Annotated in this window: 14 protein-coding genes and 3 pseudogenes; 2 read left to right on the top strand and 15 right to left on the bottom strand. The window is 45.7% G+C overall.

Annotated elements, in window-relative coordinates; all coding sequences use genetic code 11:
- Nucleotides 1–524: 524 nt before the first annotated feature.
- From gltB to RAM70_RS21560, 4 genes are all read right to left on the bottom strand, one after another.
- Nucleotides 525–5,099, bottom strand: a complete 4,575-nt coding sequence (gltB, locus tag RAM70_RS21545) for a glutamate synthase large subunit (RefSeq protein ID WP_312675568.1) — start codon at nucleotides 5,097–5,099, stop codon at nucleotides 525–527.
- Between the two features lie 209 nt (nucleotides 5,100–5,308).
- Complete coding sequence (locus RAM70_RS21550) at nucleotides 5,309–5,656, bottom strand: DUF5615 family PIN-like protein (protein WP_002766840.1); 348 nt, start codon at nucleotides 5,654–5,656, stop codon at nucleotides 5,309–5,311.
- Nucleotides 5,653–5,934: a DUF433 domain-containing protein gene (locus tag RAM70_RS21555; RefSeq protein WP_104396872.1), complete on the bottom strand. Its 282-nt coding sequence runs from the start codon at nucleotides 5,932–5,934 to the stop codon at nucleotides 5,653–5,655. The genes RAM70_RS21550 and RAM70_RS21555 overlap by 4 nt, the downstream gene beginning before the upstream one ends.
- 84 nt (nucleotides 5,935–6,018) lie before the next feature.
- Nucleotides 6,019–6,186, bottom strand: coding sequence for a hypothetical protein (locus tag RAM70_RS21560; RefSeq protein WP_312675573.1), 168 nt, complete (start codon nucleotides 6,184–6,186; stop codon nucleotides 6,019–6,021).
- A gap of 114 nt (nucleotides 6,187–6,300) precedes the next feature.
- On the opposite strand from RAM70_RS21560, the gene RAM70_RS21565 reads away from it, so the two are divergent.
- Both RAM70_RS21565 and RAM70_RS21570 read left to right on the top strand, forming a co-directional pair.
- Nucleotides 6,301–6,522 carry a hypothetical protein gene (locus tag RAM70_RS21565; protein ID WP_312675574.1) on the top strand — a complete coding sequence of 74 codons (222 nt, stop codon included), beginning with the start codon at nucleotides 6,301–6,303 and terminating at the stop codon, nucleotides 6,520–6,522.
- The gene (locus RAM70_RS21570) at nucleotides 6,512–6,649 is read left to right on the top strand and encodes a hypothetical protein (RefSeq protein ID WP_312675575.1); all 138 of its coding nucleotides are present in this window, start codon (nucleotides 6,512–6,514) and stop codon (nucleotides 6,647–6,649) included. The genes RAM70_RS21565 and RAM70_RS21570 overlap by 11 nt, the downstream gene beginning before the upstream one ends.
- A gap of 274 nt (nucleotides 6,650–6,923) precedes the next feature.
- Here the strand turns inward: RAM70_RS21570 and RAM70_RS21575 are convergent, their stop codons facing one another.
- The 11 genes and pseudogenes from RAM70_RS21575 to thiS all read right to left on the bottom strand — a co-directional run bounded on the left by RAM70_RS21575 (nucleotide 6,924) and on the right by thiS (nucleotide 14,781).
- The gene (locus RAM70_RS21575; protein WP_312675961.1) at nucleotides 6,924–7,496 is read right to left on the bottom strand and encodes a PEP-CTERM sorting domain-containing protein; all 573 of its coding nucleotides are present in this window, start codon (nucleotides 7,494–7,496) and stop codon (nucleotides 6,924–6,926) included.
- Nucleotides 7,497–7,895: 399 nt separating this feature from the next.
- Nucleotides 7,896–8,437, bottom strand: a pseudogene (locus tag RAM70_RS21580) (transposase); the annotation flags it as partial.
- Nucleotides 8,438–8,539: 102 nt separating this feature from the next.
- On the bottom strand, nucleotides 8,540–8,965 hold the full coding sequence (locus tag RAM70_RS21585) for a YggT family protein (RefSeq protein WP_312675576.1): 426 nt from the start codon (nucleotides 8,963–8,965) through the stop codon (nucleotides 8,540–8,542).
- Nucleotides 8,966–9,054: 89 nt separating this feature from the next.
- Entirely contained in the window at nucleotides 9,055–9,918 is an 864-nt protein-coding gene (locus RAM70_RS21590) for a cyanophycinase (protein ID WP_045360776.1), read from the bottom strand.
- 233 nt (nucleotides 9,919–10,151) lie between these two features.
- Nucleotides 10,152–11,251, bottom strand: a pseudogene (locus RAM70_RS21595) (RNA-guided endonuclease InsQ/TnpB family protein); the annotation flags it as partial.
- 89 nt (nucleotides 11,252–11,340) lie between these two features.
- Nucleotides 11,341–11,397, bottom strand: a complete 57-nt coding sequence (locus RAM70_RS23120) for a helix-turn-helix domain-containing protein (RefSeq protein ID WP_072024880.1) — start codon at nucleotides 11,395–11,397, stop codon at nucleotides 11,341–11,343.
- A 63-nt stretch (nucleotides 11,398–11,460) separates the two neighbouring features.
- A pseudogene (locus RAM70_RS21600) lies at nucleotides 11,461–11,838 on the bottom strand (MBL fold metallo-hydrolase); the annotation flags it as partial.
- 211 nt (nucleotides 11,839–12,049) lie between these two features.
- Nucleotides 12,050–12,343 (bottom strand): ferredoxin, encoded by a 294-nt coding sequence (locus RAM70_RS21605; RefSeq protein ID WP_045360774.1) that lies wholly within the window; start codon nucleotides 12,341–12,343, stop codon nucleotides 12,050–12,052.
- A 291-nt stretch (nucleotides 12,344–12,634) separates the two neighbouring features.
- Entirely contained in the window at nucleotides 12,635–13,405 is a 771-nt protein-coding gene (locus RAM70_RS21610) for a peroxiredoxin-like family protein (RefSeq protein WP_312675579.1), read from the bottom strand.
- The gene (locus tag RAM70_RS21615) at nucleotides 13,402–14,538 is read right to left on the bottom strand and encodes an anhydro-N-acetylmuramic acid kinase (protein WP_312675580.1); all 1,137 of its coding nucleotides are present in this window, start codon (nucleotides 14,536–14,538) and stop codon (nucleotides 13,402–13,404) included. Before RAM70_RS21615 ends, RAM70_RS21610 begins: the two co-directional genes overlap by 4 nt.
- A gap of 33 nt (nucleotides 14,539–14,571) precedes the next feature.
- Complete coding sequence (thiS, locus tag RAM70_RS21620; protein ID WP_190381410.1) at nucleotides 14,572–14,781, bottom strand: sulfur carrier protein ThiS; 210 nt, start codon at nucleotides 14,779–14,781, stop codon at nucleotides 14,572–14,574.
- Nucleotides 14,782–14,940: the final 159 nt, after the last annotated feature.

Here is a 14,940-nt window from a genome sequence, read left to right on the forward strand (position 1 = left end):
CTCACCGTCGAAGCCTGAGCTCACCGTCGAAGCCTGAGCTCACGGCCGAAGCCTCTTGCCTCTTGCCTCTTGCCTATCTTCACTAGGAAATTAATTTTGCACGACTACTTATTATAGTCACTTCGCTTCGTGCAGAGAACACATTACCTACATCTAGTTTAATCTCTAGAAGTAATCCTTTACATTCGTATAGAGTATTAGAACTAATTACTCTAATGTCATAAGAACCAGCAGCTAGTGACATTGAATTCAATTCATTTACCAGCAAAAAGGGAAAGAGATAAAATAAAATGCTTTTATTTCTTTGTTTATTTTTCATGATAAAAATTTCGATTTAATGGGACATGGTTAAGTTAAAATTTTATCATAATATTTTCCCAATTGTTCATTCAAATAACAAGAAAAATTTTAAGGTATCTTAAGTTAGCAGTAGTAGATTAAAAAGGTTTTATTTAACTATTATTTTTAAAGTATTTCCCTGTATTTCAGTAAAGTAGGGGGCTTATTCAGCCCCCCATAAAACCCTAACTACCGCCAATCCTTGCCACATCGCGGGCGTTGGCTTCAAAAGCGGCATCGAGGGCAGAATCGCCGGTTAAACCAGAATCTAACGCCTCTTTAATACACTGCAACATCCGCTTATAATCCTTGGGCATTACTTTAACAAACTTGGGCAACATTTCCGACCAATTTGCTAAAACTAGGGACGCTTTTTGACTTTGGGTGTAATCAGCATGGCGTTGAATTAACTCGCGTAAATCGTCGATTTCTTCCCCTTCTAGCGCCTCTAAAGCCACCATTTGGGTATTGCAACGAGTGGCGAAATCCCCCGACTCATCGAGGACGTAGGCGACACCACCACTCATTCCGGCGGCGAAATTGCGACCAGTGGGCCCTAAAACAACGACTTTACCCCCCGTCATATACTCGCAAGCGTGGTCGCCAACGGACTCAACCACCGTAGTCACCCCAGAGTTACGCACCCCAAAACGTTCCCCAGCAACCCCAGAAATATACACCTCACCACTGGTTGCACCGTATAAAGCCACATTACCGATGATAATATTATCCTCGGCCACAAAAGTGGAACCTTTGGGCGGATAAACGATGATTTTGCCACCGCTTAAACCCTTACCCACATAATCATTGGCATCCCCTTCTAACTCCAGTGTCACCCCTTTGGGAACAAAAGCACCGAAACTCTGCCCCGCGCTGCCCTGAAAATGGAGATGTACGGTATCTTCGGGTAAACCCTCCCAGTGACGTTTAGTGATTTCGTTGCCTAAAATCGTCCCCACCACGCGGTTAATATTTTTAATCGGTAGTGTCGCCTTGACTTTTTCGCCTTTTTCAATGGCATCTTTGCATAAATCCAGTAAAACGGTTATATCCAAGCACTTATCTAAACCGTGGTCCTGGGGAATCTGACAATAACGCCCTACCTCTGCATCTACCTCCGGTTGATAGAGAATCGGAGTTAGGTCAATTCCTTTCGCTTTCCAATGTTCTACAGCCTGTTTTGGCTCTAATACATCAGTTCGCCCCACCATTTCATTTAAGGTGCGGAATCCCAATTCGGCCATAATTTCCCGCACTTCCTGGGCGATAAATTTCATGAAATTCACCGTATATTCGGGATCCCCGATGAAATTCTTCCGTAATAACGGATCCTGGGTCGCTACCCCCGCCGGACAGGTATTAAGATGACAAACCCGCATCATAATACATCCTAACGTCACCAGTGGCGCGGTCGAAAAACCGAATTCTTCAGCCCCCAATAGGGTTGCCACCACCACATCGCGGCCGGTTTTCATCTGGCCATCGGTTTCCACCGCGATGCGACTGCGAAGATTATTTAACACCAATGTTTGATGGGTTTCTGCTAGTCCCAACTCCCAGGGTAAACCCGCGTGTTTAATCGAGGTTTGGGGTGAAGCACCGGTCCCACCATCGAAACCAGAGATTAAAACCACGTCAGCGTGAGCTTTAGCGACTCCGGCGGCGATTGTGCCAACTCCCACCTCAGAAACCAGTTTTACGCTCACTCTGGCCGCACGATTGGCATTTTTTAGGTCATGAATCAACTCCGCTAGGTCTTCAATCGAGTAGATATCGTGATGGGGTGGGGGAGAGATTAAACCAACTCCGGGGGTGGAGTGACGGACTTTGGCAATCCAAGGATAGACTTTTTTACCAGGTAATTGACCGCCTTCGCCAGGTTTTGCCCCCTGGGCCATTTTTATCTGCAATTCTCGCGCTTGGGAAAGGTAAAGACTGGTGACACCAAAACGGCCGGAAGCTACCTGTTTAATGGCACTATTTTTCGAGTCTCCCCGTTCATTTGTCCAAGTGTAGCGCTCGGAATCTTCGCCCCCTTCTCCGGTGTTCGACTTGCCACCGATACGATTCATGGCAATAGCGAGGGATTCGTGGGCCTCTTTGGAAATGGAACCGTAACTCATGGCCCCGGTTTTAAAGCGTTTCATAATCGCTTCAATCGGTTCCACTTCTTCGATGGGGATACTTTCCCGGTTTTTAAAGGTTAATAGTCCCCGCAGAGTGAAGAATTTTTGATTTTGTTGGTTGACCAGTTGGGAATACTTCTTAAAGAGGTCGTATTTGCCCAATTTTACCGCTTGTTGCAGGGTATGAATGGTTTCTGGGCTAAAAAGATGGGCTTCCCCGTCTTTACGCCATTGATATTCACCGCCAATATCGAGGGTATGCACATTAACATCCCGGTCGGGGAAAGCGTGGCCGTGTCTGAGTAAGGATTCTTTGGCAATAATTTCTAAATCGGCCCCTTCAATGCGGGAAGCTGTCCAAGTAAAATAGCGATCGACTACCGATCGATTTAAGCCAATAGCCTCGAATATTTGCGCCCCACGGTAGCTTTGCAGGGTAGAAATGCCAATTTTAGAGGCCACTTTAATTACGCCCTTGGTGGCGGCTTTTATGTAGTTTTTACAGGCGGTCTGGTGGTCAACTCCTACCAATAAACCTTCCTCGATCATACTGCCGAGGGTGGCAAAGGCTAGATAGGGATTAATCGCACCGCAACCATAACCGAGTAAAAGGGCGTAGTGATGCACTTCCCGGGGTTCGCCGGATTCCAGGACAAGGCCGACTCTGGTGCGGGTTCCCTGCCGGATGAGGTGGTGGTGTAACCCGGCAACCGCCAGCAGTGAGGGAATCGGGGCGTGATTTTTATCGATACCTCGATCGCTTAAAATAATAATGCTCGCGCCCGCTAAAATTGCCTCGTCCACCTCTTGACAAATTGCCTCAATTGTGCTACGCATCCCCTCGACTCCCGAAGTGGGATCGAAGAGAATGGGAATAGTCACGGTTTTAAATTCGCTATTGCCTTGTAAACGCGCTAATTGGGCATTAGTGAGGATGGGAGAGTTAAGTTTAATCAGGTGACAGCTTTCGGGCTGCGGATCCAAGAGATTTCTCTCAGCACCGATAGTGGTGATGGGAGAGGTGATAATTTCTTCGCGAATTGAGTCAATCGGGGGGTTAGTGACTTGGGCGAATAACTGCTGAAAGTAATCATAAAGCAGTTTTGGGCGATCGGACAAGACGGCTAGGGGTGTATCGGAACCCATGGAACCCACTGCTTCCACTCCATCCCGGCCCATGGGGGCTAATAAAAGACGTAATTCCTCAAAAGTGTAACCGAAAGCGGTTTGCTGTTGAATTAGGGAAACAGCAGTTTCAGGTGGGGCAGTTTCAACGGCCGGTAAATCGTCTAAATTGACTAAATTTTCGTTTAACCACTGACGATAGGGTTTGGCTTTGGCAATACCTTCTTTTATCTCCTCATCGGCCACGATACGACCTTCTTTCATATCCACAAGAAACATCCGGCCGGGTTGCAGACGACCTTTAAAAGCGACGCGTTCCGGTTCAATGGGTAAAACTCCCGCTTCCGATGCCATAATTACTAGGTCATCTTTGGTGACGTAGTAACGGGAAGGACGTAAACCATTGCGGTCTAACACTGCTCCCATCATCGTACCATCGGTAAAAGCGATCGAGGCCGGACCATCCCAGGGTTCCATCAAACAGGAATGGTATTCATAAAAAGCTTTTTTCTCATCACTCATCGATTCGTGGGCTGCCCAGGGTTCAGGAATCATCATCATGACAGCGTGAGGAAGAGAACGCCCCGATAAAACCATTAATTCTAGGGCATTATCAAAAATTAAGGAGTCACTACCCTCGATATTAATAACCGGCTGGATTCTTTTGATGTCTTCCCCGAATAAGGGTGAGGCAAACATCGACTGACGGGCGTGCATCCAGTTAATATTACCTCGCAGGGTATTAATTTCGCCATTGTGGGCAATATAACGGTAAGGGTGGGCGCGTTCCCAACTGGGGAAGGTATTGGTACTAAAACGGGAATGGACTAATCCTAAAGCACTTTGAAAGTCGGGGTCGTGTAAATCGGGGAAATAGTCACCCACCTGTACCGGCATTAATTGCCCTTTATAGACAATGGTACGACTAGAAATACTGCAAGGATACCAGTAACGATTAAAGGATTGACGACTGAGGTGGGAACGTTTGCGAATAACGTATAATTTGCGTTCAAAGGCCATATCATCGCTTAAATTGGCATCGCGTTCGATGAAAACCTGTTCGATAAAAGGTTCGGTAGATCTGGCCGAATTGCCTAAACTAGAGTTATCCGTGGGAACATCACGCCAACCGAGAACTTTTAACCCCTCTTCGGCGGCGATTTTCTCGAATTCCTGGCGACTTTTCCCGCGAATTTCGGCATCAGGGGCCGTGTAGAGCATTCCTACCCCGTATTGTCCCGCTGCTGGTAAGGTAAAACCTAGATTACTGGTCACTTTCCGGAAAAATAGGTCGGGGATTTGGCACAAAATACCCGCCCCATCTCCGGTATTTTTTTCCGCACCGCACGCGCCACGGTGATCGAGGTTTAGTAAAATTGTTAAGGCTTGTTCAACAATATCGTGGGACTTTTTACCCGTTTTATGAACGATAAAACCGACACCACAAGCATCATGTTCAAATCGGGGATCGTATAGTCCTTGTTTCCGTGGAGTTTGATTGTTATTCATCTTGTCTAATAGCCTAGCAGTCTGGAAGGGAATGGCCTAGAGGGTGAGCCAGAGTAGCGATTCTAGGTATATCAATTTTGTATCCAGACTGGACCTTCGGTCTTATATCTTAAGGAAATGTTTCGATGTGACAAGGGTTCCTTTACACCGAATCCAACTTCCGACCATTCTAGAACCTAAAAATGGGTCACGGCGATTTTTCTTGGCGATTAAATATATCGAACTTGGTTTCGCATTTCGTCCGCAGTCACTCGATCAAGAATAACCAGTAAACGGTTCGCCATCTCTCGCGGAGGGCGACGGACAGCGAAAATCACCCCGTAATGGGTTCGATTGGCATCGAAGTAATCGCGAACCAGTTCTTCAAAATCGGTTCGGTTGTGAGTGACTAAGGTTCTCCCCTGACTCACCGCGTGAGCGAGTTGTGCTTTATCTGTGGCGTTAAGTTGTCCCGCATCCCTCGCAGTAATCGCGTCAAACCCCCTCGCTCTCAACAACTCGGCGATTAAAACGTTAACATCTTCATCTAGATAGAGACGGATAAAGAGATTATTCACGAATTTTTTAGCAGCGGATCGATTAAGTCGTCGGGAATGTGGTTACGCTCGATATAAGCGTTAATTTCCTCTAGATGGTCGCTGTAATAGGTCAACGCACTGAAAATCTGACTTAACGTCAGATGGGGCATTCCTAGGGGTATTTCTTCGGGAGCGACCCCCAGACGCCAAGTTTCGACGATAGCGCGGACGGGTGTACGGGTTCCTTTGATAATTGGTTCCCCGTGTAAAATCTCGTCGTCTCGAACGATATAGAGATATTCGGTCGCTTGAACCATCGCGGTTTTCTGGAGTGGATATCGTTTAGTTTATCGTATCGATCGAACCCCCGACTATTCCCCATAAATATCGGTTCGGTTACTTCAGCCACCCGATCTCACTTGCGGCGATTGTTTCGCTCTTTCTCGCCATTTTTTTGAATTTTCTGTAATTACCTCGCCCATCGATCGGGCTTTTTCCGCCGCATCCCGCGCCATTTCCAGAATTTCCTCTAGTTCCCGTTCATTTAGTCCTGTTTCTTTTTCGTCCATCACCGTAAACCCTGCAAGCGATTTTTAACCTTATTCTAGTTTCTAAAATACGTCCGAGCTATGATAGCTTGACTCTAGAGCTAAAGTAGAGATAGGGTTTAATTGGAGCCATGTATGGAAGCGATCGAATTTAGGACGGTTATTCATAAGGGTCAGGTGAGCGTTCCCCCCCGATATTCTTCTCGATGGGAAGGTAAGATGATACGCGTGATTGTTGTGGATGACTCGGAAATAGTCCCCGATCCGAGCCAGAAAACTGAAAAAACGATGTTCGAGGCGATTTCTTTAAATACACGGGGATTTAGATTCGATCGGGACGAGGCTAATGCCCGATAAAGTTTTTTTTGATAGTTTAATACTGGCCAGCGCTCTGGAAGCGGGCTGTCAAATTCTCTACAGTGAAGATTTACAACATGGTCAGCGAATCGAGAATCAATTGATGATCGTTAATCCCTTTGGTTAAGTAGGTAGGTGTTAAAAGTTGTCAGACACCCCCCTTGATAAGTAGGGTTGATTCATGAATCAACCCTACTATGAATCAACCCTAGGGACTTGCGTGAGAATAATATCCCAATCGATCGGAGGGCGCAAGCTTTGCGCCCCTACAGTAACGGATTTTGTCGACAATGTAGGGGCGAACTGCGTTCGCCCAAAAGGTACATTATCAAAGCGCAAGTCCCCTACTATGAGTCAACCCCACCTTGATAAGGAGGGCAGGGGGGATCAGTCGGTCAAAATTACTTTTCTAGTTTCCGTCCTTTGCACAATAAACCGACCCCGGCAACGGAGAGTAAACCGAGAACCGTCGCCGGTTCGGGAACAGTGGGAGTGCCAGCCGGGGTCAGGGAATAATTGGCGAGAACGAAGGGTTCGCCGCCTGGAAGAGGAACAGAACCGTAGCCACCGATGGAAGCGAACAGGTCGAACGGATTACCAACAACGTTAGGGGGTGAAAAGCCGAATCCACTACTACTACAAGCCGTGTTGTCACAAGCGGCAAAATCTAGTCCCGATCCGTCTAAGGATAGCACCGCCTGACCCGTTACAGAACCACTAGAGATGACACCGGCAAAAGAACCTACGAACGGAAGAGCGGGGGCGGGAGAGCCGTTAAAGGTGGTATTACTGATAGAACTGACGAATACCGTGTTGTTATCCGGTTGCAGGGTTCCGTCCACCGTCGCAGTGATGGTTCCTAAGCTGGAGGTGTAGGAAAAGTTAAAAGTTGCGGCGCTGGCAACTGGTGCGAGGGTGGCGGTGGCTACCGTGGCGAGGGCGACGGAATAGCAAAAGGAACTTTTGAGTGGCATAGAAGACATTGTTTAGCTAAATTCCCCCGAACTCTACCCCCCCCCGCCCATTTTGTCAAGGTTGTTTCTATTTATATTTATTATGCTTTATCTACCTATTGATTACTCGATTGGGGATTGAGGGCGATCTCCCAGAGATGCGCGAAGGGGTGCGCTTTTCTGGGGTGCGGGGAGCGATCGGATCGGTAGAATTGACATAAGTACCTAAGCAAAATTAATTACACATCCAAGCCGTCACCCGTCAGCCAAAAGCTTTTTGCTGTGACCAGTAAACAGTGAACTAAAAATTCAAATCTGATCCCTGATAGCTGTCCCGGAGTCCCCGTCTCCTGACGACCGTCTCCTGACGACCGTCTCCTGTCTCGACTAGGAAATTAATTTTGCACGACTACTTATACTTTAGACGTTCATAATCTGAGATTTATTAAACTTCTGAAATCGTAGAGTAAGCAAGGAATACAGTTCTTTTTTATGTTTCAGATGGGCATCATTCAGACATCCATAAATAGTTGAAGAAAAGTCAGAAAATTTTTCATAATATTTACCATACAAACATTTATTTTTGACAAATTTTCACAACCTTTTAATTAGATTTATATTAGGCAAATAAAGCAGCAAATAGAGTAAATATATTGACCAAGAAAGAGCAAATTTATCAACAAAATCCCCTTTTTGATAACAAGCATTATCTAATACTAGATGATGGAAATAGTTATTCCTAAACTAGGTATTTTTTAAGAAGTTCACAGACTTGAGTTGCCGTAATATAAGTGTCATATGTTACCAGAATAACTTCATGAGTTATCCCATTTAAGGCTCCTCAAACATTAAAGCGTTTACACCTGGTCGGGGACTTAACGAAAAGTCTCTCAAAACACCAAACAAAAACGAGCTTCTTTCGCCTCATTTAGTCTGGGTTCTAGCTTTTTTTCTTTGTAAGCTGCCCGCGCATTTAAATTGCTTGTTGAGACGAGGCAAGAGTGCCTCTTGCAAGAGTGCCTATCTTCACTAGGAAATTAATTTTGCACGACTACTTATGACTCTTAAACTATATTATTGTCTTTGAGTAAAAAATGCCAGTTATAACCGTGCAAAGTATAGCTCAAGAGAGCATAGGCTACGATCGCAATCACAATATTAACATCAAATATGTTTGCTCCACCAGATGAAGCAGGACTAATGAATAAGGTGGAAAATGGCGCAATGAAAGGTGCAGATAGATGATTAATCAACTGAGCAAATTGATTTTGTGGGTTCGCACCAAACAAACGCAGCAAGAACCTCATTACCAGTAGTATTTGCACTATTCCTGCCAGCCCGAAAATGCTATTAATTATCCAATTTAAGGTATTACTTCGTCTGGCAGTTCGCAGGCGTTTCTCCTCTTGATCAAGTCGAAAAGCCTCTTGATCATGTAGCAGTTCTTGTCGCCGCTCAAGATTGGTTTCATCATCCCGATCGTGATTCATTCTTAGACCTCAGAGTCAATATTTTTCTGATTTAAATAAATTCTCCAATCAGTGGCGGGTACAAGCCACCACTGATTGTTCCCTCCGACCTACTCCCTTTCAACTTCTGCCTCCTTTTTAGGATTGCTATCCTTTAACTCTATTGATCGAGAGAAAACGGGCTTGCGAGTTTTCAAGTTAAAGCGGAATCCTTGAGGTAAGATGTGCAACCTGACTCCACACACTGCCATCGCTTCATCTTTGAGCAGTTCGTCTAAATTATCATAAGTTGCTTCTGATTCATCGACAACTGTTACAGCCCCACGCCCCACCACTTTAAATTCGTCACCGTCCACAATTACTGCTGTATCTTCGTCAATGCCAAAGCCTAAGTTAGCTGGCTGCTGTAAGAGAGCGGAAATCAGGCGACCTAGCCGTCCGCGCTGGGCAAAATGCTGATCGATTACAACTGAGTGCAGAAATCCCATTCCCGGACCCATCTCTATCGCGTCCATGCGTGGGTTGGTTTCGGAGTCTCCTTCAATAATCATAAGATCGGGCATTATGGCAGCACCGGCACTTGTCCCACCTACCACCATTCCCTCCCGATTGCGTTGGTGAAGTAAGGTATCTAGCTGAGTTCCCTTGATATGTTCAATGATTAGGGCTTGATCTCCCCCGGTAAAAAACGCTCCTGTGGCTTCCTCAATGATTTTCAGGTTTTCTGGATCGTCGGCATCTTCCCTGTGAATGGTATCGAGGACACGCACATCCTCGACACCGAGTCGCTCAAACACTCGGGTATAGTTTTCTCCAGCCGAACGAGGCTCGCTTGTTGCCGCCGTTAACACGGCAATTTTAGCTTTAGTCCCGCCAGCACAGCGAACAAACTCTCGCAAGATTTTACAATCTCCTTCTTTGTCTTCTGCTCCACCAATGATGACTAATTGCCCTCGCTCTTTTGTGGATTCCATACAAAAACTCCTTGAATAACTAAACAGCACAACAACATAAAATTAAATTATAATCGTTCACACCTCCCCTACCCAATACCGTTCGGTTGAGCAAACCAGCCCCCACCCCCCTCAGTCCCCACCCCTCTCTTATCTCCCCTTTCAGGGGAGACGATAGAATTCCCCCTTAAGGGGGATTTAGGGGGTGGGATTGACATCCTCACCGCCCTTTTAGGGACGGTGATTCCTAGACCTCACGATCTAGGTTTCTGCTTCTTAGCAGTTGCCTTCACAGACTTACTCTGTTCGGGTCTGACACTCGCGACCCAGACTGATACCGCAAGCCCTGCGGCCAAAATGTTTTTACTGGCGTTAACATCCCTGTCATGGCAAGTTCCACATTCAGGACACTCCCATTCTCGGACACTTAACGGCATTTATAGGCTAATTGTCGCCCCCCCAACCCCCCACCCCCCCAACCCCCCACCCCCCCTGCCCCCCCGACATCGGGGGGGGCGGGGGGGCAAGGGGGGGGCAACTAACGTCAGATATTGCCTGAGATAATTTCGGGTTTTTGACCATATTCTTGACGGCTAAATTCTCAACCACAATCGTTTGGTTTTCACGAACTAATTGAGTGGTTAGCTTGTGTAAATGGTCTTTTCTACTATCGGTGATTTGAGCGTGAATTTTGGCTACTTTGATTCTTGCCTTTTCCCGATTCTTTGAGTATTGTTTCTTCCTAGAAAGGCTTTTCCGATGCTCTTCGCAGTCTCCGATAATGCTTTTTAAAATGCTTGGGATTAGATACCTTGTCTCCATCGCTGGTAATCACAAAGCTACTAATTCCTAAGTCAATTCCGATGGCTTTATCTGTTACTGGTAAAGGCTTAATCGTTGGGTCATCAAATCTTATTGAGAGCTGCCAACGTCCAGAAGGATGTAATCTGACTGTTACTGTGCTTGGTTCACATCCGTCTGGTATTTGTCTTGACCATCGAATAGCTAAAGGTTCTGTGCATTTAGCTAAATAGATTTGTTTGTCTTTAAATTTAAAGGCTGATTTGGTAAATTCGGCACTTCCTCCTTGATGTTTTTTCTTAAAGCTAGGATACTTAGTAAGACCAGCAAAGAAGTTAGTAAAAGCTGTTTGTAAATGTCTTAACCCTTGTTGTAAAGGTACACAGCTAACTTCGTTTAAAAAGTCTAATTCTTCTTGCTTTTTCCAATCGGTTAGCATTGAAGACGTTTCAGCATATCCTACTCTTTCTTGTCTTTCGTACCATGCTTGTGTTCTGACATGGAGAGCTTTATTGTCAACCAATCTTACACAGCCCAATGTGCGCCGCAATATAGCGGTGTGCAGTCGTATGAGGTACAGTGTCACGAGCTATAAACCATGCTAGGCAAAGCTTGGTTTGTATCTCACTCAAGCGCTTACCGCTATAGCGACTCTTGTTCGGGTGTGGGGTAAAATCGGAACGAGTAGGCTTTTTCCATGTCTCACTAGTATTTAACGGTAAAGCCAACCTAGAACGGCGGGGTTTCAGACCCAAATTTTCGATGACTGTTATTGACTAAATAGGCTAGATGACTATCGGTGTGGCCAGGAGTAGCGATCGCTTTGATGGTGATATTTCCTAGCAACAATTCCTCTCCATCCGCCAGATGGCGATCAGCACAGGCTACTTGAGCATTTTCGGGAACTATACCCTGACAGCCTGTGATTTGCCTTAACTTTCCAGTTCCTGTGACGTGATCGGCGTGAATATGGGTTTCTACACAATATTTTAGCGTTAATCCTAGCTCCCGTAATTGCTGACCGTCCCTTTCCACCTGTTCCCGCACTGGATCCACCAATACCGCTTCCTTGCTGACGGGATCGGCAATCAAATAAGTATAAGTGCTGGTTTCGGGATCGAACATCTGACGGAATAGCATGATCTCTGACTCTCTTTGTATAACTTAATAGCTATACTACCATATAATTATAAATTTGGGAGAGACCTCTGGCAGGATTAATTTTTGGGCTGTATCTCACTGTTGAGTCAAGAGGCAAAAATACAAATAAAGCGAGAACTGTCGCTCTTGCAGTTCCCGCTTTATTCCTGTTGTATTGTTGGACTGTCTAACGCCCGAATATTGAGTTAAATTAGTACAAAGCGTCTTCTTGGTGGGTGACGATCACACAGTCAGAAGTAGGATGGGCGACACAGGTGAGGACATAACCCGCTTCAATTTGATCGTCATCTAAGAAGGATTGATCGGATTGCTCAACGCTACCGGATTCGATTTTACCAGCGCAACTAGAGCAAGCACCAGCACGGCAAGAAGAGGGTAGATCTAATCCTTGTTCTTCTGCTATATCGAGAATATATTCATCCTCGGGAACATCAATTATATGGACGCCATCGGGTGTTTTCAGGGTGACTTTATAAGTTGCCATAGGTTGTTCCTCTTAATCAATTTAATCAATCTAGTGAAAACGGCAGTCTTAAAATGCCTTCTCTCGCCGTTTAGACTGAACGGGTCGAATCAGTTTCCTTTTTGATACTACGCGAAAATTTACCCGGATCAACTTACCATTAGTAATGACAGCCTTAAATAAACTTAAAATAATATTTACTTATCTCTCTTTAGGTAATAAGTAGTCGGACAACATTAAAGTTTTTTAGCTATCAGCTAGAAAAGATAAAAGGCCAGAGTTGGGAGTGGGCGAGATGGAGAAGCAAAAAGCTTAATCCCGCAAAAAAGCGGGGGGATAACTCATATTCTCAGCAAAGCCCAAGATACCTCGATCGCGATGCTCATAGAGTAAATTTCCTTGATTATCAAATAAAAAGGTCCCTCCCCGTTGGGTGAGATAACTACTATCGGGGATATATGTTGACCAATTGCCCAAAACTTGACCCATATTACGCAGTCTCAGGGTGGCTAATTCAAAAGGTCGCTGAAAACCTTGACCCCCGGCAAAATTGAATAGGGAACCCCGGAAAGGTGGTAAAGGCCGCGCTTGCATTGTTTCCTCCTCGGCAATTAATTGGGGGGCTTTGCGATCGCCAAGATAACCCCGCAGCACTTCGGCCAGAGTACCCGGACTACCCACACCCGCACACATCAACATTAGATTTAACCAAGCATTTTGCCCGGGGGAAAATCCAGGTAATTTTAACGATAAACCCCGATAAAGTCCTAATAAATTGTGTAATTCGGCTTTGGGGTCAACAAAAAGCCAATCTTGCCGAAATTTCGTATATTCAGCGAATTTTAAACCTGAATTGCGATCGCCGATACCGATGGCACGAATGGTTATCCCGGCATTTTGCCAAAGGGCTGCCTCTTTTTCTAACCACCAAGCGTATTCGAGACTATCAAAATCTCCCAATTGCGGCCAAACAAGAATTAAAAGACGTTTATACCCAGTACAATCGCTTAAAATTGGCACTATTTGCCCATCGCTGACCCTTTGGCGTTGACTTGTTGAAAATATTTCATAAATGCTGCTCATAGATAAATTTCTCCTAATAAAACCGCTGCTTTTGCCCCCGTGACTTGCGGTAAATTACCGGGGAAATTGTGCCAGCGCCAATAGGCCAAGAGGGCAAAAGCGATCGCTTCTTTAAAATCGCTATTTAATCCTAGCTCATCGGTGGTCAAAAGCTTGACATTTGACCCCAAATGTGCTAAGAGTCGTTGCCGCAGGTAGGCATTACGAGCGCCACCACCGCAGAGCAGCACCTCCGCGGGCATTTCCGGCAAAAAGGTTTGATAGCTGTGGGCGATCGAAATGGCGGTTAAATCGGTTAAACTCGCCAACCAGTCGGCATCACTCAGGGAATAAGCTTGGGCATCCTGGTGCAATTGGGCTAGATAGGCGGGGCTAAATAACTCTCTGCCAGTGGATTTAGGGGGATATTGTTGAAAATAAGGCTCCTGTAGCCATTTATGAACTAATTCGGAGCAGGGTTGACCCTGGGCCGACCATTGACCGTTATGGTCGTAGGTTTGTTGGCCTTGGCTCAAAAATTGTACAGCCAAATCGATGAGGACATTGCCGGGGCCGGTATCCCAACCGAAAATGTTTTGCTGCCAATTTTCCGTTTTTCGGGGGGGTAGATAGGTTAAATTGCCAATACCGCCGATATTTTGGACGCAGCGGGCTTTAGTGGGGTGAGAAAGCAGATAAGCGTCAATTTTCGGCACTAGGGGCGCACCGTGACCAGCTTGGGCGATATCGGCAGCGCGAAAATTACTAATGGTGGGAATACGGGTATTTTTTGCGATCGCCGCTCCCCGTCCTAATTGTACCGTGTAACCGAGGCGATCGTTGGCGGGGGGTCGATGAAAAACGGTTTGACCGTGACTGCCGATTAATTGGGCTTTTGGGGTTTCTTTTTGGATATTTAAAGCGGCTTGGGCGAATTCTTCGGCGATATCATCATCTAAGCTGGCTAAAGCTTCAAGGTCGAGCTTTTCTCCCCCACAGACTTGTAAAATTGTCTCTCGTAATCGGGGGGAATAGGGATAGGTTTCTCCAGCTAATAACTGCACCTGTGGAGATTCCACTGTACCGCTAATCTCCACTAAAGCGGTATCGATGCCATCCACCGATGTGCCACTAATTAAACCGATAACTAACAAGTTTTTTCCCTCAACTGTCGATTGTTGATTATTTTATCCCCCTCCGACAATAGTAACAATTTCTAATTTATCTCCCTCCTTGATTTCCGTGTTTTCCCAATACTGACGATGGAGGATTTCCCCGTTATATTCCACTGCAACTAACCGAGGATTCATGCCCAAATTTTCTAATATTTGCGGTAGTTTAGTTTCCGGTAAACAGGTTTGAGTTTTGCCGTTAATTTGCAGGGTTATTTCTGACATAGTTTTGAAAGTAAAAGGCTCTCCCGTACTTGTGGTGATAAGCAAAAGTTATCTAAGGCAGGGCTTAGGCCATAAGTCCCCACAGAACTACTAACCTAGGGTAATGTAGGGGCATAATGCTTGCGCCCACAATGTAATGTTCACCAATACTTTACACCA

The sequence above is a fragment of the Microcystis wesenbergii NRERC-220 genome (assembly GCF_032027425.1).
Classification (GTDB): domain Bacteria; phylum Cyanobacteriota; class Cyanobacteriia; order Cyanobacteriales; family Microcystaceae; genus Microcystis; species Microcystis wesenbergii_A.